The sequence below is a fragment of the Pseudomonas sp. MH9.2 genome, assembly GCF_034353875.1.
Lineage (GTDB): Bacteria > Pseudomonadota > Gammaproteobacteria > Pseudomonadales > Pseudomonadaceae > Aquipseudomonas.
Genome location: NZ_CP133784.1, coordinates 1,948,342 through 1,965,744 on the forward strand (window position 1 = coordinate 1,948,342; position 17,403 = coordinate 1,965,744).

At 58.2% G+C, this 17,403-nt stretch carries 13 protein-coding genes; 6 read left to right on the forward strand and 7 right to left on the reverse strand.

The window, feature by feature from the left end; genetic code table 11:
• Positions 1-123: 123 nt before the first annotated feature.
• Positions 124-438 (reverse strand): 3-phosphoglycerate kinase, encoded by a 315-nt coding sequence (locus RHM55_RS09150; RefSeq protein WP_322181299.1) that lies wholly within the window; start codon positions 436-438, stop codon positions 124-126.
• A 48-nt stretch (positions 439-486) separates the two neighbouring features.
• Here RHM55_RS09150 and RHM55_RS09155 point away from each other — a divergent pair, with 48 nt between their 5' ends.
• From RHM55_RS09155 to RHM55_RS09170, 4 genes are all read left to right on the forward strand, one after another.
• Complete coding sequence (locus RHM55_RS09155) at positions 487-1,410, forward strand: LysR family transcriptional regulator (RefSeq protein ID WP_322181301.1); 924 nt, start codon at positions 487-489, stop codon at positions 1,408-1,410.
• Between the two features lie 14 nt (positions 1,411-1,424).
• Positions 1,425-2,225, forward strand: a complete 801-nt coding sequence (locus tag RHM55_RS09160) for an alpha/beta hydrolase (protein ID WP_322181304.1) — start codon at positions 1,425-1,427, stop codon at positions 2,223-2,225.
• Positions 2,226-2,382: 157 nt separating this feature from the next.
• Complete coding sequence (locus RHM55_RS09165; RefSeq protein ID WP_322181306.1) at positions 2,383-2,952, forward strand: peptidylprolyl isomerase; 570 nt, start codon at positions 2,383-2,385, stop codon at positions 2,950-2,952.
• A 114-nt stretch (positions 2,953-3,066) separates the two neighbouring features.
• The gene (locus tag RHM55_RS09170) at positions 3,067-4,899 is read left to right on the forward strand and encodes an ABC transporter ATP-binding protein (protein ID WP_322181308.1); all 1,833 of its coding nucleotides are present in this window, start codon (positions 3,067-3,069) and stop codon (positions 4,897-4,899) included.
• Between the two features lie 27 nt (positions 4,900-4,926).
• Here RHM55_RS09170 and RHM55_RS09175 read toward each other — a convergent pair whose 3' ends face one another.
• The 5 genes from RHM55_RS09175 to fadD2 form a co-directional block, all read right to left on the reverse strand.
• A complete protein-coding gene (locus RHM55_RS09175) occupies positions 4,927-6,051 on the reverse strand; it encodes a GNAT family N-acetyltransferase (protein WP_322181310.1) in 1,125 nt (374 codons plus the stop codon).
• A gap of 194 nt (positions 6,052-6,245) precedes the next feature.
• Positions 6,246-7,367: a beta-ketoacyl-ACP synthase III gene (locus RHM55_RS09180; RefSeq protein WP_322181312.1), complete on the reverse strand. Its 1,122-nt coding sequence runs from the start codon at positions 7,365-7,367 to the stop codon at positions 6,246-6,248.
• A 265-nt stretch (positions 7,368-7,632) separates the two neighbouring features.
• The gene (hrpA, locus tag RHM55_RS09185; RefSeq protein ID WP_322181315.1) at positions 7,633-11,544 is read right to left on the reverse strand and encodes an ATP-dependent RNA helicase HrpA; all 3,912 of its coding nucleotides are present in this window, start codon (positions 11,542-11,544) and stop codon (positions 7,633-7,635) included.
• A 186-nt stretch (positions 11,545-11,730) separates the two neighbouring features.
• The gene (fadD1, locus tag RHM55_RS09190) at positions 11,731-13,422 is read right to left on the reverse strand and encodes a long-chain-fatty-acid--CoA ligase FadD1 (RefSeq protein WP_322181318.1); all 1,692 of its coding nucleotides are present in this window, start codon (positions 13,420-13,422) and stop codon (positions 11,731-11,733) included.
• A gap of 382 nt (positions 13,423-13,804) precedes the next feature.
• Entirely contained in the window at positions 13,805-15,493 is a 1,689-nt protein-coding gene (fadD2, locus tag RHM55_RS09195; RefSeq protein WP_322181320.1) for a long-chain-fatty-acid--CoA ligase FadD2, read from the reverse strand.
• Between the two features lie 201 nt (positions 15,494-15,694).
• On the opposite strand from fadD2, the gene RHM55_RS09200 reads away from it, so the two are divergent.
• Together RHM55_RS09200 and RHM55_RS09205 are read left to right on the forward strand one after the other, a co-directional pair.
• The gene (locus RHM55_RS09200) at positions 15,695-16,639 is read left to right on the forward strand and encodes an alpha/beta hydrolase (RefSeq protein ID WP_322181322.1); all 945 of its coding nucleotides are present in this window, start codon (positions 15,695-15,697) and stop codon (positions 16,637-16,639) included.
• Positions 16,640-16,703: 64 nt separating this feature from the next.
• The gene (locus tag RHM55_RS09205; protein WP_219064124.1) at positions 16,704-17,174 is read left to right on the forward strand and encodes a MaoC family dehydratase; all 471 of its coding nucleotides are present in this window, start codon (positions 16,704-16,706) and stop codon (positions 17,172-17,174) included.
• 112 nt (positions 17,175-17,286) lie between these two features.
• On the opposite strand, the gene ccoM is transcribed toward RHM55_RS09205, so the two are convergent.
• Complete coding sequence (gene ccoM, locus RHM55_RS09210) at positions 17,287-17,397, reverse strand: cytochrome c oxidase subunit CcoM (RefSeq protein ID WP_322181324.1); 111 nt, start codon at positions 17,395-17,397, stop codon at positions 17,287-17,289.
• Positions 17,398-17,403: the final 6 nt, after the last annotated feature.

Consider the following 17,403-nt stretch of genomic DNA (forward strand, 5'->3'; position numbering starts at 1 on the left):
GGTTAAACAGGAGCGAATCGATTAAAAAGCGTAAAAACCTGCTACAAACCATCTAATAAATTGTTTTATCGAAAACGGGGCATTACTCTCGCTCAAGAGCGGAAGCAGCCCCGAGTGAGCGTTCTATTTAGGCGCGCAGGTCAGCTTGATCCGCAGTTTGATGATGCTGCGGCTGAACTTGGCTGAGACATCCACACTGCTTTTAGGAGGGATCTGCACCCGCCGAGTACGTGGTGCTTCGGGGCCATTGCTGAACACCACCGTGCACTGCGCATCAGAAGCACCATAGTTGTGCAGCGTAATAGCGCCCATGTCGTAGTCGGTATCGTGGCTTGTGTAGTCGACCTGGGCACCGTTGTATTCCTTTTCCACGTCAATCGGATACGCGAAAGCAGTGACGGGCAACAATGCCAACAACACACAACAGAATTTTTTCATTCGGCAGTCTCCAATTTGGAGTGCCAGCTTAGACAAGAGGAGCGAGTGATGAAAGCGCCCCGCGTGACCCTGGATCAATGGCGGACACTGCAAGCGGTGGTCGACCACGGTGGCTTCGCCCAAGCGGCCGAAGCCTTGCACCGCTCACAGTCTTCCGTGAGCTACACCGTGGCCCGGATGCAAGACCAGCTTGGCGTGCCGTTATTGCGTATCGACGGGCGTAAAGCGGTGTTGACCGACGCTGGCGGGGTGCTCTTGCGTCGCTCCCGGCAGTTGGTCAAGCAGGCCAGCCAACTGGAGGACCTGGCCCACCATATGGAACAAGGCTGGGAGGCAGAGGTACGGCTAGTGGTCGATGCAGCCTACCCTAACGCGCGACTGGTGCGTGCCTTGACCGCGTTCATGCCGCAAAGCCGTGGCTGCCGCGTGCGGTTACGCGAGGAAGTGTTGTCCGGGGTCGAAGAAGTGCTCCTTGAAGGCGTCGCCGATCTGGCCATTAGCGGCTTCAGTATCCCTGGGTACCTGGGGACCGAAATGAGCGCCGTCGAGTTCGTCGCCGTCGCTCACCCTGAGCACCCGCTGCATCAAATGAATCGCGAGTTGAATTTCCAGGACCTGGAAAGTCACCTGCAAGTCGTGATCCGCGACTCCGGCCGTCAACAGCCCCGCGACGTCGGCTGGCTGGGCGCTGAACAACGCTGGACGGTTGGTAGCCTAGCAACCGCCGCAACCTTCGTCAGCAGCGGTTTGGGCTTCGCCTGGCTGCCACGGCACGTGATCGAGCGTGAACTCCAGGAAGGCACACTCAAAGCCCTGCCGCTGGATCAAGGCGGCAGCCGTCATCCGGTGTTCTATCTTTACTCGAGCAAGGACAAATCGCTGGGGCCCGCGACGCAGATTCTGATCGACCTGATCCGCACCTTCGACACGGCCCCGCTGAGCGCCGCATTTGCGGCCCCACAACAAGCCTGACAGGGAAATCGACCATGGCCTTTTTTGAGCATGACGGCTGTTCATTGCACTACGAAGAATATGGTCAGGGTTCGCCGCTGCTATTGGTGCACGGCCTGGGTTCAAGCTGCCAGGACTGGGAATACCAGATCCCGACCCTGGCCGCGCGCTACCGCGTCATTGTCATGGACATGCGCGGCCACGGTCGCTCCGACAAGCCCAACGAGCGCTACAGCATTCCCGGTTTCGCCGCCGACGTCGAAGCGCTGATTGAACATTTGCAGCTGGGGCCGGTGCACCTGGTCGGATTGTCGATGGGCGGTATGATCGGCTTTCAATTGGCGGTCGATCACCCGTCCTTGCTCAAAAGCCTGTGCATCGTGAACAGCGCGCCACAAGTCAAACTCAAAACCGCCAACGACGGCTTGCAATGGGCTAAACGCTGGGGCCTGGGGCGGCTGTTCAGCATGTCCGCCATCGGCAAGGGCCTGGGCCAGACCCTGTTCCCCAAACCCGAGCAAGCCGACCTGCGCAACAAAATCGCCGAGCGCTGGGGGCAAAACGACAAACGCGCTTATCTCGCCAGTTTCGATGCCATCGTCGGTTGGGGCGTGCAGGAAAAACTGTCACGAATCAGTTGCCCGACCCTGATCGTCAGCGCTGATCACGATTACACCCCGGTGGCCTTGAAAGAAGCTTACGTGGGCCTGATCCGCCAGGCTCGACTGGTGGTGATCAAGGACTCCCGGCACGCCACGCCGCTGGATCAACCTGAAGCATTCAACCGGGAACTGCTGGCATTTGTCGATGACGCTGAAGCGGCTTCAGGGCGATGAGTGAACCGTAGGGGGCACCTCCATCCGGGCGCTATCCGTTCGGACAGTGCGCCCGGCACTGTCCAAAAAAACCCAAACGTGCTTACCTTGTGCCCTTGATCGCACCCGCATGAATTGCTTTTTTGCAGTCGAAACCACTACCCAGGATCACTGACCCATGCTGAAAAAAATCGTCCTCGCCGCTTGTTCCGTGCTGTTCGCCGCCAATCTGATGGCCGCACAACCGACCGCCAAGCCGACCCACGTGCTGCTGACCACCGACATGGGCGAGATCGTCATCGAGCTTGAAGACACCAAGGCGCCGATCAGCACCCAGAACTTCCTGGGCTATGTCGACAGCGGCTTCTACGCCAACACCATCTTTCACCGGGTCATTCCGGGCTTCATGATTCAGGGCGGCGGGTTTAATCAGTACATGGTACAAAAACCGACCAAAGACCCGATCAAGAACGAAGCCAACAACGGCCTGCACAACGTGCGCGGCACGATCGCAATGGCGCGGACGTCGGACGTAAACTCGGCCACTAGCCAGTTTTTCATCAACCACAAAGACAATGACATGCTCGACAACGGCGCTCGCGACTTCGGTTATGCGGTGTTCGGTAAAGTCATCAAAGGCATGGACGTGGTCGACCAGATCGCTCAGACGCCTACCAGCACCCAAAAAGGCATGCAAAACGTACCCTCAACCCCTGTGTTGATTAAGTCAGCCAAACGTATCGACTAAGTCGATGCACATCGGGCCGCCTGAAACCGCCGTGAGCAACGTCGGAGGCAGGCGGTGTGATGAGGGAAGTTTTTCACCTGCAAGGAGAGCCCGCCGCGGCGGGCGTCAGAACCAATGTTCTATCGTCGTTTTGAACAACTGATCGATATTTTCCGCGACGCCCCCACTGCCGCCCCACCGAACCAAGTCCTGCCGTTTTACATCTATTACCTGCGTCAGGTCTGGCCGAGTTTCGCCGCGTTGTTGGTGGTCGGGCTGATTGGCGCCCTGATCGAAGTCGCGCTGTTCAGTTACCTGAGCCGGATCATCGACCTGGCCCAAGGCACCCCCAATGCCGATTTCTTCAGTGTGCACAGCACTGAGCTGATCTGGATGGCCGTGGTTGCGCTGGTGTTCCGACCGATCTTCGTCGGCCTGCACGACCTGCTGGTGCATCAGACCATCAGTCCTGGCATGACCAGCATGATTCGCTGGCAGAACCACAGCTATGTGCTCAAACAGAGCCTCAACTTTTTCCAGAACGACTTCGCCGGACGCATCGCCCAGCGGATCATGCAGACCGGTAACTCGCTACGTGATTCTGCGGTGCAAGCGGTGGACGCGTTGTGGCATGTGCTGATCTACGCCATCGGCTCGCTGGTGCTGTTCGCCGAAGCCGACTGGCGCCTGATGATCCCGCTGTTGGCCTGGATCGCCTGCTACATCCTCGCCCTGTGCTACTTCGTGCCGAGAGTCAAAGAACGCTCGGTGGTGTCGTCGGAGGCCCGCTCCAAGCTGATGGGTCGGATTGTCGACGGCTACACCAACATCACCACCCTCAAACTGTTCGCTCACACTAATTTCGAGCAGCAATACGCTCGGGAAGCGATCAGAGAACAGACCGAAAAAAGCCAACTGGCCGGTCGGGTGGTCACGTCCATGGACACGGTGATCACCACCATGAACGGGGTGTTGATCGTCAGCACCACCGGCCTGGCGCTGTGGTTGTGGACTCAATCCTCGATTTCGGTCGGCGCCATTGCCCTGGCAACCGGGCTGGCGATCCGCATCGTCAACATGTCCGGCTGGATCATGTGGGTGGTCAACGGCATTTTCGAGAACATCGGCATGGTCCAGGACGGCCTGCAAACCATTGCTCAACCGGTCAGCGTCACCGACCGCGAGTCAGCGCCTGCATTGAAGGTCGAGCGCGGCGGTGTGAAGTTCGAGCATGTCGATTTCCACTACGGCAAAAGCAGCGGCATCATCCACGGCCTGAATCTGGACATCAAACCCGGTGAAAAAATCGGCTTGATCGGGCCATCCGGCGCGGGCAAATCAACGTTGGTCAACCTGCTCCTGCGCCTGTATGACCTACAAGGCGGGCAGATTCTGGTCGATGGGCAGGACATTTCTCACGTTGCCCAGGAAAGCCTGCGCGAACGCATTGGCATGATCACCCAGGACACCTCGCTACTGCACCGTTCAATCCGTGACAACTTGCTCTATGGCAAACCCGACGCCACCGATGCAGAACTGTGGGAAGCGGTGCGCAAGGCTCGCGCCGATGAGTTTATTCCACTGCTATCCGACGCTGAAGGCCGCACAGGCTTCGACGCGCATGTCGGCGAGCGCGGGGTCAAACTGTCGGGTGGTCAACGGCAGCGGATCGCTATTGCCCGCGTACTGCTCAAGGACGCGCCCATCCTGATCATGGACGAGGCGACCTCAGCCCTGGATTCGGAGGTTGAAGCGGCGATCCAGGAAAGTCTGGAAACCCTGATGCAAGGCAAAACGGTGATCGCCATCGCCCACCGGCTCTCGACTATCGCCCGCATGGACCGCCTGGTGGTTCTGGAAAAAGGCCAGATCGCCGAGAGCGGCACCCATGCTGAATTGCTGGCCCATGGCGGCCTGTATGCGCGGCTGTGGCAGCATCAGACTGGTGGGTTTGTCGGAATTGATTGAAGGTGGCTCGATCAGCTGCCTTGAACCTCAATCCTGCCGATACGGCAACGCTGCTCGAGCCTCTTCGGCGTAGGCCAGGATGCCTTCGCTCTCCTGGTCGAGGAAGTCGCTGACCGCCGCCTTCAACCCTGGATGCGCCAGGTAATGCCAGGAGTGGGTGATGACCGGTTCAAAGCCTCGAATCAACTTGTGTTCGCCCTGAGCGCCGGCATCAAAACGCTGCACCCCATGGGCAATCGCGTAATCCATGCCTTGGTAAAAGCAGGTCTCGAAGTGCAGCCGGTCGAACTCGGCCAGACACCCCCAGTAGCGCCCATAGAAACTGTCGCCGCCAATCAGGCTGAACGCCATCGCCACCGGCCTTGAGCCTTGCTTGGCCAAGACCACTCGGATCGCTTCGGGCATACGCTCTGCCAGGAGGCTGAAGAACTCGCGGGTCAGGTACGGCGTTTGTCGACGTACTGCATAGGTGTTGGCATAGCAGGCATACACGAAGTCCCATTGCGCTTCGCTCAGTTGATGGCCTTCGAGCCATTCGAACTCAATGCCCTGCCCCGCCACTTGTTCGCGTTCTTTGCGCATCTGCTTACGCTTACGGGAACTCAAGGCGTCGAGAAAGTCCTGGAAGTCGCGATAACCACGATTCTGCCAATGAAACTGGCAACCCAGCCGCTGCAACCAACCCTGCTGTTCCGCCAGCAAGGTATCGGCCACCGGATCGGTGAAGTTGATGTGCACGCTCGACAGCTTTTCGATTTCGATATAACCGGGCAGGCTCGCCAATAGCTCAATCCCGGCTTCCGGGGTCGCCGAGAGCAAACGCGGCCCGCTCACCGGGCTGAACGGCACGGCGACCAACAGCTTCGGGTAATAGTCGATACCGGCGCGTTTGCAGGCATCGGCCCACGCGTGGTCAAACACGTACTCGCCATAGGAATGCCATTTACGGTAGCTGGGCAGCGCCGCAATCAGTTGGCCGTTTTCGTAGTGCAGCAAGTGTTCTGCTCGCCAACCTGAATGTGGGCCGAGGCTGCCGCTGTCTTCCAGTGAGCTGAGGAAGGCGTGGCGTAAAAAAGGCTGGGCAGTGGGCACCAAGGCATCCCACAGCTCAGGTGCCAGCGCTGAAAGGCTGTCCAAACGTTGTAGCGGCATCAGCATTCCCCACGCGTTATCGCACACAAGCCTGGCGAGTATCGCGCATCCTCTGAGTAAGCCGAAATAAAAAAAACGGACGAGACAGCGCCGTTACCACGTCTAAATCCTTGCCGAATACCTGCTGCCCATGCACCAGGTGTCGGCCGATCTAACCCGAATAGGCAATCGGCGCCTCAAAGAGACATCGTCGATCAATGCTTACGCAGAATTACGCTGCCGATTGAGTAGCCAGCACCGAACGAGCTGAGCACGCCCAGTGCGCCACTCGGCAAGTCGTCTTGGTATGTGTGCAGCGCGATCACTGAACCGGCCGAGCTGGTATTGGCGTAAGTGTCGAGAATCACTGGCGCCTCTTCCAGCGAGGCTTCGCGGCCCAGCAGTTTTTTCACAATCAAGTGGTTCATGCTGAGGTTGGCTTGATGCAACCAGAAACGTTTGATGTCCCTGACGTCCAGAGCGTTTTCCTGCAAATGGGTGCCGATCAGCTCTGCCACCATCGGGCACACGTCACGGAACACTTTGCGGCCTTCCTGAACGAACAGCTTGTCCGGGGCACCGATGCCCTCTTCTGCCGCGCGATTGAGGAAGCCGAAGTTGTTACGAATATTGTTGGAGAATTTGGTCAGCAGTTTGGTACTGACAATGTCGAACTGATGCGGTGAGGTCGCCAGGTCCGCGCGTTCAATCACCACCGCCGTAGCGGCGTCGCCGAAGATAAAGTGGCTGTCGCGGTCACGGAAATTCAGGTGGCCGGTGCAGATTTCCGGGCTTATGACCAATACCGCCCGGGCCTGGCCCAACTTAACGGTGTTGCACGCTTGCTGGATGCCGAACGTCGCGGACGAACAAGCAACATTCATGTCAAAGCCGAAACCCTGGACACCCAGCGCTTCCTGAATTTCGATAGAGATCGCCGGATAAGCACGTTGCAGGTTGGAGCAGGCGACAATCACGCCGTCGATATCGGCAGCGGTTTTGCCTGCACGTTGCAAGGCTTGTTCGGCGGCAGCGACGCCCATCTGGCAGAGGATCGACCACTCGTCATTGGAGCGCTCTGGCAAACGCGGCGCCATGCGCAGCGGATCGAGAATGCCTTCCTTGTCCATGACGAAACGGCTTTTGATGCCGGATGCTCTTTCGATAAAAGCTGCGCTCGACTCTGTCAGCGCCTGAACGTCTCCACGCTCAATCGCTGACGCGTTTTCGGCATTGAACAGGGCGACATAGGCATTGAAGGACTGCACCAGCTCATCGTTGGAAATGCTGTTGGCCGGGGTATACAGGCCAGTGCCACTGATGACGACGTTATACACGGTCGTTCCTCTCTTATTGATCGTTGCAAGCAACGACTTGCTGGGCTTGAAGATTGGTACAAACGTACCAATACGTACGAAAAACTGTCCCGTTAAGGCACGGGTTTCAGGTTGGATCACTTGGCAGGCGGGCCGACCTTCGGCGACTGAGCTTCCGTTTTCGCGAATTCACTCGCGAAAACGTCGGCACGGTCAGCAACGTTCTATCAGACAGCCTGCGGACAATGGTGCGAAGTGTGCCATATCGGCCCGATTTTCGCGCTATTCAGCCATCCACCTGGCTCCATTGCTTACTCAGACGCTTGTCCGAAACCGGAATTTTTGTCCCCAACTGCTGGGCAAACAGCGACACGCGATACTCCTCCAGCCACCAGCGATACAGCACCAACTCAGCGTCGCGCTTGCCTTCCTGGGCATGCTTGCTGGCGCGGGCCTGATACTGAGCCCACAAGCCCGCCAGTTCGATGCTCCAGACCCGGTCTTTCTGCACTTGGCCAGGTAGTTTTTCCAGGCGCATTTCGATGGATTTCAAATAGCGCGGCAGCTCCTTGAGCCACTGTGCAGGCGTTTCGCGGACGAAGCCCGGATACACCAGATACTTCAACTGCGACTTGATGTCGTTGAGCGCTACCGCCTGCGCCAGATCAATCTTGCCCTTGAAGCGCTTTTGCAGGCCATGCCACAGGGTCAGGATATCCAGTGTCAGTTTCGCCAGGCGCTCAGCATGCTCGGTCCAGCCGGCACGTTTGCGTTCGGCCAGTGCTGCCAGCCCGGCACCGTCACGCGGCAGGCTGTCTTCGCCATCGAGAATGCAGCTGTCGAGGCTGGCCAACAGAATGTCTTCGATCAACCCATCGACCCGGCCCAGCTCGCGGTGGAGCAACGCCAGTTCGGTCTGCCCCGGCAATTTGCTGCGCAGGAACTTGGCGGGTTCGGCGAGTTGCTGCAACAGCAGACGCTGCAAGGCTCGGCGGTGTTGATACTCGGCCTCAGCAGGCGTCGAGAAGCGCCCTTCCTTGACCGTGCCCGACTCTTCGACCAGCGCCGGGTAAACCGTCATCGACAGGCCCGCGATGTTTTGTTGGGTTTTTTCGGCTACCGGGGCGAAGATTTTGGCCTCGACAGGCAACTGGCTTTTCGAGGTGTGCGGCGCAGCCAATGCCGCTTGGCTGGCCTCGGCGAAACGCGCGGTCAACTCGGCCAAATCACGCCCTTCGCCGAGGAATTTCCCGCTGCCGTCAAGGATTTCCAGGTTCATCTTCAGGTGATTTTCAAGCTGCTGGGTCGCTTCGACCCAGGCTTCGTCCGTCACTCGCGCGCCGGTCATGCGCAGCAATTCACGACCCAGCGCATGGGGCAACGAGCCCTCGCCGAAGGTGATGCGCTGCAGGGCCGCCTTGATGAAGTCGGGCACCGGCACAAAGTTTTTGCGAACCGCCTTGGGCAGGTTGCGCACCAACGCGATGCATTTGGTTTCCAGCAACCCCGGTACCAGCCATTCCAGACGCTCGCCAGGCAATACCGGCAGCAACGGCGCGGGCACCCGCAGGGTTACCCCGTCGCGCGGATGATTGGGCTCGAAGTGATAACTCAGGGCCAGGGTCAGATCGCCCAGGCGCAGGGTGTCCGGGTAATACGCGGCCGTGATTTCGCTGGCTTCGCGGGCCAGCACGTCTTCTTCGCGCATGATCAGCAGCTGCGGATTTTTCTGGCTTTCGACCTTGTACCAACTGTCGAAGGTCGCGGTTTGATGAATCTCCGCCGGGACCCGTGCTTCGTAGAAACTGAATAGCGTGTCTTCGTCGGCCAGGATGTCACGACGGCGGGCCTTGGCCTCCAGTTCGTCGAGTTGTTCCAGCAACTGAGTGTTGGCGGTCAGGCATTTAGCCCGCGAAAGAATCTCGCCACGCACCAGCCCTTCACGGATAAACAGTTCACGGGATACCTGAGGATCGATCGGCCCGTAATGCACCGGACGCCGACCGACCACGATCAGGCCGAACAACGTGATCTGCTCGAACGCAACGACCTGGCCGCGCTTTTTCTCCCAATGCGGCTCGAAATGGTTCTTCTTGATCAGGTGCCCGGCCAACGGCTCGATCCAGTCCGCATCGATCTTGGCCACCATGCGCGCGTAGAGCTTGGTGGTCTCCACCAGCTCGGCGGCCATCAGCCATTGCGGGCGTTTCTTGCCCAGCCCGGACGACGGATGAATCCAGAACCGCCGCTGGCGCGCGCCGAGGTAATCACCGTCTTCGGTCTTCTGCCCGATTTGGCTGAGCAAGCCCGACAGCACGGCCTTGTGCAACTTGGTGTAATCGGCCGGTTCGTGGTTGACCGTTAACTGCAGGTCACGGCAGATCAGGCTCAATTGCCGATGGGAATCGCGCCACTCGCGCAGGCGCAGGTAGTTGAGGAAGTTTTTGCGGCACCAGTTGCGTAGCGGGCTGGCAGTCAGGGCCAGGCGTTGTTCTTCAAAACCGCGCCACAAATTGACCAACCCGGCAAAGTCGGAATCGATGTCCTTCCATTGCGCATGGGCCTGATCCGCCGCCTGCTGCCGCTCGGGCGGACGTTCTCGTACGTCCTGCACGGACATGGCGCTGGCAACGATCAAGACTTCCTGCAAGCTGCCTTGTTTGGCCGCCTCCAGCAACATGCGCCCCATGCGCGGGTCCACCGGCAAACGTGCCAACTGGCGACCCAGCGGTGTCAGTTGGTTCTCGCGGTTGACCGCCGACAGCTCTTGCAACAGGTTGAAACCGTCGCTGATGGCCTTGCCATCGGGTGGCTCGATAAAGGGGAAGTCGGTGATCTCGCCCAGACGCAGATGGAGCATCTGCAGAATCACGGCCGCCAGGTTGGTCCGCAGGATTTCCGGATCAGTGAACTCCGGTCTGCCGTTGAAGTCCTCCTCGCTGTACAAGCGCACGCACAGCCCCGGCTCGACCCGGCCGCAACGGCCTTTGCGCTGGTTGGCGCTGGCTTGCGAAACCGCTTCGATGGGCAGACGCTGAACCTTGGCGCGATAGCTGTAACGGCTGATCCGCGCAGTACCGCTGTCAATCACGTAGCGAATGCCTGGCACCGTCAACGAGGTTTCGGCAACGTTGGTCGCCAGCACCACACGCCGTCCAGGATGGGACTGGAAAATCCGCTGCTGTTCAGCCGGAGACAGGCGTGCGTACAACGGCAGGATTTCAGTGTGTTTGAGTTGGGCCTTGCGCAGCATCTCGGCGGCATCACGGATTTCCCGTTCGCCCGGCAAAAACACCAGCACATCGCCGGGGCTCTTGCGTTCGCTACGCTCGAACGCTTCCAGTTCATCAAGGGTCGCCAGAATCGCCTGATCGACCGTCAAGTCGTCCTCGACCGCATTGCCCTCTTCGTCCTGCTGGGACGTCAGAGGGCGGTACCAGGTTTCCACCGGAAACGTGCGACCCGAGACTTCGACAATCGGCGCGTCATTGAAATGCTCGGAGAAACGCTGCAGGTCGATGGTCGCCGAGGTGATGATGAGTTTCAGGTCAGGGCGACGCGGCAGCAGGGTTTTCAAGTAGCCGAGCAGGAAGTCGATGTTCAGGCTGCGTTCGTGAGCTTCGTCGACGATGATCGTGTCATAGCGTTCCAGGTAGCGGTCGTGCTGGGTTTCAGCCAGCAGAATACCGTCGGTCATCAGCTTGATCAGGGTGTTGCTGTCACTTTGATCTTCGAAACGCACTTGATAGCCAACCAGCGCGCCCAGCGGCGTCCCCAGTTCTTCGGCGACCCGGCTTGCCACGCTGCGGGCAGCGATCCGGCGCGGCTGGGTATGACCGATCAGGCCGTGCTGCCCACGACCGATTTCCAGGCAGATCTTCGGCAACTGCGTGGTTTTGCCTGACCCGGTTTCGCCCGCAATGATCAGCACCTGATGCTTGAGCAACGCCGCTTTGATCTCGTCGCGCTTGGCGGCAATCGGCAGGCTGTCGTCGTAGCGAATCACCGGCAGGCTGTCGCGCCGGGCCGTGACCTGGGCAAAAGACGCCTGCACGCGCGCCGTCCACTGCGCCAGCTTGGCCTCGTTGGGCTTCTTTTGAAGCTCATGCAACTGACGACGAAAGCGATGACGATCAGAAATCATCGCGTGGTCGAGGTTTCTCAGCAATTGGTCGATGGAGGGCGATTCGTCAGTCATCAGATGCGCAGAGTCTTTTGATGGGTGCAAAGGCGGGGATTGTCGCACAACACAATCCCTGTAGGCGCTGCCGGAGGCTGCGATTGGCCGCGAAGCGGTCATACGGACCTTATCGCGGGCAAGCGCGCGCCTACAAAAACAATCAAGCCCCGCATCGGCGGGGCTTGGGGTGTAGCGCTGCCTGGCTTATTTTTTCAGCCCGAGTTTTTTCAGTTCTTCATCACGCAGTTCCCGGCGCAGGATCTTGCCGACGTTGGTGGTCGGCAACGCGTCGCGAAATTCGACCGACTTCGGCACTTTATAGCCCGTGACATTGGCACGCATGTGTTCCATGACCTGGTCTTTGGTCAGGGTCACACCCGGCTTGACGACGATGAACAGCTTGATCGCCTCACCAGATTTTTCGTCAGGGATACCGATGGCGGCGCACTGCAGGACGCCGGGCAACATCACCAGCACGTCTTCAAGTTCGTTGGGGTAGACGTTGAAACCGGAGATCAGAATCATGTCTTTCTTGCGATCGACAATGCGCAAGTAACCGTCTGGCTGGATGATCGCGATGTCGCCGGTTTTCAACCAGCCCTCGGCGTCGAGCATTTCATCGGTGGCTTCCTGATTGTGCCAGTAGCCCTTCATGACTTGCGGGCCTTTGACACACAACTCACCGACCCCGCCCAACGGCAACTCATTGCCTTCGTCGTCGATCACCCGGCACAACGTGGATGGCACCGGAATACCGATGGTGCCCACCTGTATCTTCTGGATCGGATTGACCGTGGCCACCGGGCTGGTTTCGGTCATGCCGTAACCTTCGCAGATTGCGCAGCCGGTCACTGCTTCCCAGCGCTCGGCGGCGGCCAATTGCAGGGCCATGCCGCCGGACAGGGTGACTTTCAAGGCAGAGAAGTCGAGTTTGCGGAACGCTTCGTTATTGCACAGCGCCACAAACAAGGTGTTGAGGCCGACAAAACCACTGAACTTCCACTTCGACAGCTCCTTGACCATCGCCGGCAGGTCGCGCGGGTTGCTGATCAGGATGTTGTGGTTGCCGATCAGCATCATCGACATGCAGTGAAAGGTGAAGGCATAGATGTGATACAGCGGCAGCGGCGTGATCAGAATCTCGCACCCTTCATGCAGGTTGGAGCCCATCAGCGCCTTGCATTGCAGCATGTTGGCGATCAGGTTGCGGTGGGTCAGCATGGCACCCTTGGCCACACCTGTGGTGCCGCCGGTGTACTGCAACACTGCGACGTCGCTACTGACAGGCGAAGCGTCCTTCACCGGCTGACCACGGCCCTTGCTCAGCACATCGTTGAGTTTGATCGCCTTGGGCAAGTGATACGCCGGGACCATTTTCTTCACGTACTTGATCACGCTGTTGATCAGCAGACGCTTGAGCGGTGACAGCATATCCGCCACTTCGGTAACGATGACGTACTGAACCTGGGTCTTGGGCACCACTTTTTCGGCCAGGTGCGCCATGTTCGCCAGGCACACCAGCGCCTTCGCGCCAGAGTCGTTGAACTGATGTTCCATCTCCCGCGCGGTGTACAGCGGGTTGGTGTTGACCACGATCAAGCCGGCGCGGATAGCTCCAAACACAGCGATCGGGTACTGCAGCAAATTGGGCAACTGCACGGCGATACGGTCGCCCGGTTGCAGGTTGGTGTGCTGCTGCAGATAAGCAGCAAACGCACCCGATAATTCATACAGCTCACCGTAAGTGAGGGTCTTGCCCAGGTTGCTGAAAGCCGGTTTATTGGCGAAACGCTCACAAGACTGCTTCAATACCGCCTGAATATTTGGATACTCGTCAGGATTGATATCGGCAGCAATGCCAGACGGATATTTATCCTTCCAGAAATTTTCGATCATGGAAGCCGACTCCTCAGCGACAGCGAATTCTACACACCGCTTGAATGCGATTATTTTTTTGTGTTTTGTTGCGGGCTTTTTTGCTTGCCAATGGGGCAAAAAGCGGGCCGAGAGTAGCAGCTTTGCCATGGGTCGACTAGAGCCAATAGCGGCCCATATAGTCACAATTGTGACTTTTTAATATGCTCAGGTCACATTTAGAGCAAAGATACTATTCAGCGAGAACCGGAGTGTCAGGGACACCGCGATGGCGGTATTTCAGGTATTCCGCGTCAAACCGCTCGCCAATAAATTCGCGCCCACAGATTTGTGAATAACCTGTGGGCGCGAGTTTATTCGCGATGTCGATGTGTCTGGCACACCGCTTTACGGGACTAATGTCTCAGGCAATATCACGCAACTCACGGCGCAGGATTTTGCCCACAGGGGTCATCGGCAATGAGTCGCGCAGCACGATGTGTTTGGGCACTTTGTAGGCGGTGAAGTTTTCTTTGCAGTAGGCCTTGAGTTCTTCAACACTCACGCCCGACTCCCGCGCCACCACGAACAGCTTCACCGCTTCGCCCGAGCGATCGTCCGGCACGCCGATCACCGCACAACTGGCGACCTGGGGGTGTGCCATGACGACATCTTCGATTTCATTGGGGTACACGTTGAAGCCGGAGACGATGATCATGTCTTTCTTGCGGTCGACGATGCGTACAAAGCCGTCCGGATCAATGACCGCGATGTCGCCGGTCTTCAACCAGCCGTCAGCATCCAGCACCTCGTCGGTGGCCTCAGGTCGCTGCCAATACCCCTTCATCACCTGCGGGCCCTGGATGCACAGTTCGCCACGCTCTCCAATCGCCAGCTCGACCCCGTTGTCATCGATAATTTTCAACGCCGTACCGGGGACAGGAATCCCCACCGTGCCCAGCCGCGCCTGATCGCCGTATGGGTTGGTACAGGCCACCGGGGAGGTTTCGGTCAAGCCGTAACCTTCAACAATTCGGCAACCGGTAAGTTGCTGCCAGCGTTCGGCCGTGGCCTTGACCAGCGCGGTGCCTCCGGAGTTGGTGAGTTTGAGGTTAGAGAAGTCCAGGCTTTTGAAATCAGGGTGCTCCATCAAGGCCACGAACAATGTGTTCAGCCCCAACAACGCCGAGAAGCGCCATTTTTTCAGCTCCTTGATGAAGCCGCCGATGTCCCGTGGGTTGGTGATCAGTACGTTATGGTTGCCGCTGACCATCATGCACATGCAGTTCGCGGTGAAGGCATAGATGTGATAAAGCGGCAACGGCGCGATCATCACTTCGCTGCCCTGTTTGAAAAGTTGGCTGCCGTCCGGGCCATGCTGCGACATGCAGGCATAAACCTGCTGCATGTTCGCCACCAGATTGCCATGGGTGAGCATCGCGCCTTTGGGCAAACCGGTGGTGCCACCGGTGTATTGCAGCACCGCAATATCGTCACTGCTGACCTTGACCCCTTGCAAATGATGGCCGCGCCCCAGCTTCAATACGCTCTTGAACGGGACGGCCTGCGGCAGGCTGAACGCAGGGACCATCTTTTTTACTTTGTCGACCAGGGTATTGACCAACCAGCCTTTGGCCGCAGGCTGCATATCGCCCATTTTTACTTCGATCAGGTACTGGATATCGGTGTCAGGCAGAACGTCCTGCACCAGCTTGCCGAAAATATTCAGGTAGACCAGTGCACGGGCACCTGAGTCCTTGAACTGATGGCGCATTTCGCGAGCGGTGTACAGTGGGTTGGTGTTGACCACGATCAGGCCGGCACGCAACGCGCCAAACACCGCAATCGGGTATTGCAGCAGGTTGGGCATTTGCACCGCGATGCGATCACCCGGCTGCAGGTCAGTCTGTGTTTGCACGTAGGCGGTGAACGCCGCCGAGTAACGTTCCAGCTCGGCGTAAGTGAGGGTTACCCCCATATTGCTGAAAGCCGGGCGATCAGCGAACGTCTTGCAGCAGCGCTCGAACACCTCGTTCACTGACCTGTAAGCGCCGAGGTCCACCTCAGAGAGCACGCCTGCGGGCCGTTTGTCGTTCCAGAATTCAGGTTGCATTGTTTTTTTGTCCTTTTACCTGAGTGTGTCTGGCCCGCTGCATTAAAAGCGGGGCTTGCCGGACGTTAGCAGCTAACACCCACAAGGCAAATAGCGCGCAGTGCGTCATCAACAACGTGAATCTTACTGCTGGTCGGTCTGCAATTTGTCGATGCGCTATACACTGCAAACAGTCGGTCACGCAGGGCATAAGGAATCGCCATGAGTCATGATGCTTTCTGGCTTGATACCCACGATCACAGTCGCCTCTACGTCAGTCATTGGCAGCCATCTGTCACGCCCAGGGCAGTGGTGATGCTGTCGCATGGAATGGCCGAGCACAGCGCTCGCTATGAGCGGTTCGGCACAGCCTTGACTGCCGCGGGTTTCGAGCTCTACGTCCCTGATCAGCGGGGGCATGGTAAAACCGCCGCCCACGGCGTGCTTGGGCACTACGCCGATAAAAACGGCTGGAACAAAGTGGTGGGTGATCTGGCCTGTCTGAGGCAGTACATCGCCCAGACGCATCCCGACCTGCCGGTATTCCTGATGGGCCACAGCATGGGCAGCTATATTGCCCTGGCGTATCTGTTGCTACACAGCGCCGGCCTGCAAGGCGCGATTCTCAGCGGGTCGAACTTTCAGCCGGTTTCGCTTTATCGCAGCGCCCGCCTGATCGCCTGGTTGGAGTGCTGGCGCCAAGGGCCAACCGGGCGCAGTGCGTTGATCGAATGGCTATCATTCGGTTCGTTCAATAAAGCGTTCAAACCCATGCGTACGGCGTTCGACTGGCTCAGCCGCGATCCGCAAGAAGTCGACCGCTACGTCAACGATCCGTTATGCGGCTTCCGCTGTACCAACCAATTCTGGCTCGACATGCTCGCCGGGTTGCAGCACATCAGCAAACCGGCGAACCTTGAACAGATTGATCCAGGCATACCCCTGCTGGTGGTCGGCGGCGAATGTGATCCCGTCAGCAATGGCACGCGTCTCAAAGACCTTGCCGACGCCTTGATTTCGGCGGGCAATCAAGCGGTAGAGCTGAAAATTTACCCACAGGCGCGGCACGAACTGCTCAATGAAACCAACCGCGATGAAGTCACTCGTGATTTACTCACATGGCTGGAGCACGCTCTGGCCAATCCACGACCTCCGCGCACCGAATGAATGAATCGGTTTTTTCAAGACATCGATACGTAAATCGTCAACCAACACGCCACAGGATTATTCAATGACTCAAGTCACCAATACGCCTTACGAAGCTCTCGAAGTCGGCCAGACTGCCAGCTACAGCAAAACTGTCGAAGAGCGTGATATCCAGTTGTTCGCTGCGATGTCGGGCGATCACAACCCGGTGCACCTTGATCCTGAATTCGCAGCCCAAAGCATGTTCAAGGAGCGTATCGCTCACGGCATGTTCAGCGGCGCACTGATCAGCGCGGCAGTCGCATGTGAGTTGCCTGGACCGGGCACTATTTATATCGGTCAGCAAATGAGTTTTCAGAAGCCAGTGAAAATTGGCGACACCCTGACCGTGCGCCTGGAAATTCTGGAAAAGCTGCCAAAATTCCGCGTGCGCATCGCTACCCGTGTATTCAACCAGCGGGATGAACTGGTGGTTGATGGCGAAGCAGAGATCCTCGCCCCTCGCAAGCAACAGACGGTCACCCTGCCGACCTTGCCGCCTATCAGCATCGGCTGAGGTCACCGCGCCCGCACTTTGGTGCGGGCACGACTAAAGTCGAAACGAAAAAAAGGCGACCGAAGTCGCCCAAAGTGCCTTGCGTGCTCATGTACCGAAACGACTCTCAGCCTTACTTGCGCTTATGCGAGTCCTTCCAGATAAAAACTCCCAGGCCTGCGAAAAACAACACCATCAAGCCCACGGTGACAACACCGGCGACAACCACATTATCGAGAAACATAACCGC

What these genes read in the sequence shown, in the direction of transcription:
- RHM55_RS09150 (WP_322181299.1), bottom strand. Translation starts at nt 438, where the DNA reads ATGAAAAAATTCTGTTGTGTGTTGTTGGCATTGTTGCCCGTCACTGCT.
- RHM55_RS09155 (WP_322181301.1), top strand. Translation starts at nt 487, where the DNA reads ATGAAAGCGCCCCGCGTGACCCTGGATCAATGGCGGACACTGCAAGCG.
- RHM55_RS09160 (WP_322181304.1), top strand. Translation starts at nt 1,425, where the DNA reads ATGGCCTTTTTTGAGCATGACGGCTGTTCATTGCACTACGAAGAATAT.
- RHM55_RS09165 (WP_322181306.1), top strand. Translation starts at nt 2,383, where the DNA reads ATGCTGAAAAAAATCGTCCTCGCCGCTTGTTCCGTGCTGTTCGCCGCC.
- RHM55_RS09170 (WP_322181308.1), top strand. Translation starts at nt 3,067, where the DNA reads ATGTTCTATCGTCGTTTTGAACAACTGATCGATATTTTCCGCGACGCC.
- RHM55_RS09175 (WP_322181310.1), bottom strand. Translation starts at nt 6,051, where the DNA reads ATGCCGCTACAACGTTTGGACAGCCTTTCAGCGCTGGCACCTGAGCTG.
- hrpA (WP_322181315.1), bottom strand. Translation starts at nt 11,544, where the DNA reads ATGACTGACGAATCGCCCTCCATCGACCAATTGCTGAGAAACCTCGAC.
- fadD1 (WP_322181318.1), bottom strand. Translation starts at nt 13,422, where the DNA reads ATGATCGAAAATTTCTGGAAGGATAAATATCCGTCTGGCATTGCTGCC.
- fadD2 (WP_322181320.1), bottom strand. Translation starts at nt 15,493, where the DNA reads ATGCAACCTGAATTCTGGAACGACAAACGGCCCGCAGGCGTGCTCTCT.
- RHM55_RS09200 (WP_322181322.1), top strand. Translation starts at nt 15,695, where the DNA reads ATGAGTCATGATGCTTTCTGGCTTGATACCCACGATCACAGTCGCCTC.
- RHM55_RS09205 (WP_219064124.1), top strand. Translation starts at nt 16,704, where the DNA reads ATGACTCAAGTCACCAATACGCCTTACGAAGCTCTCGAAGTCGGCCAG.
- ccoM (WP_322181324.1), bottom strand. Translation starts at nt 17,397, where the DNA reads ATGTTTCTCGATAATGTGGTTGTCGCCGGTGTTGTCACCGTGGGCTTG.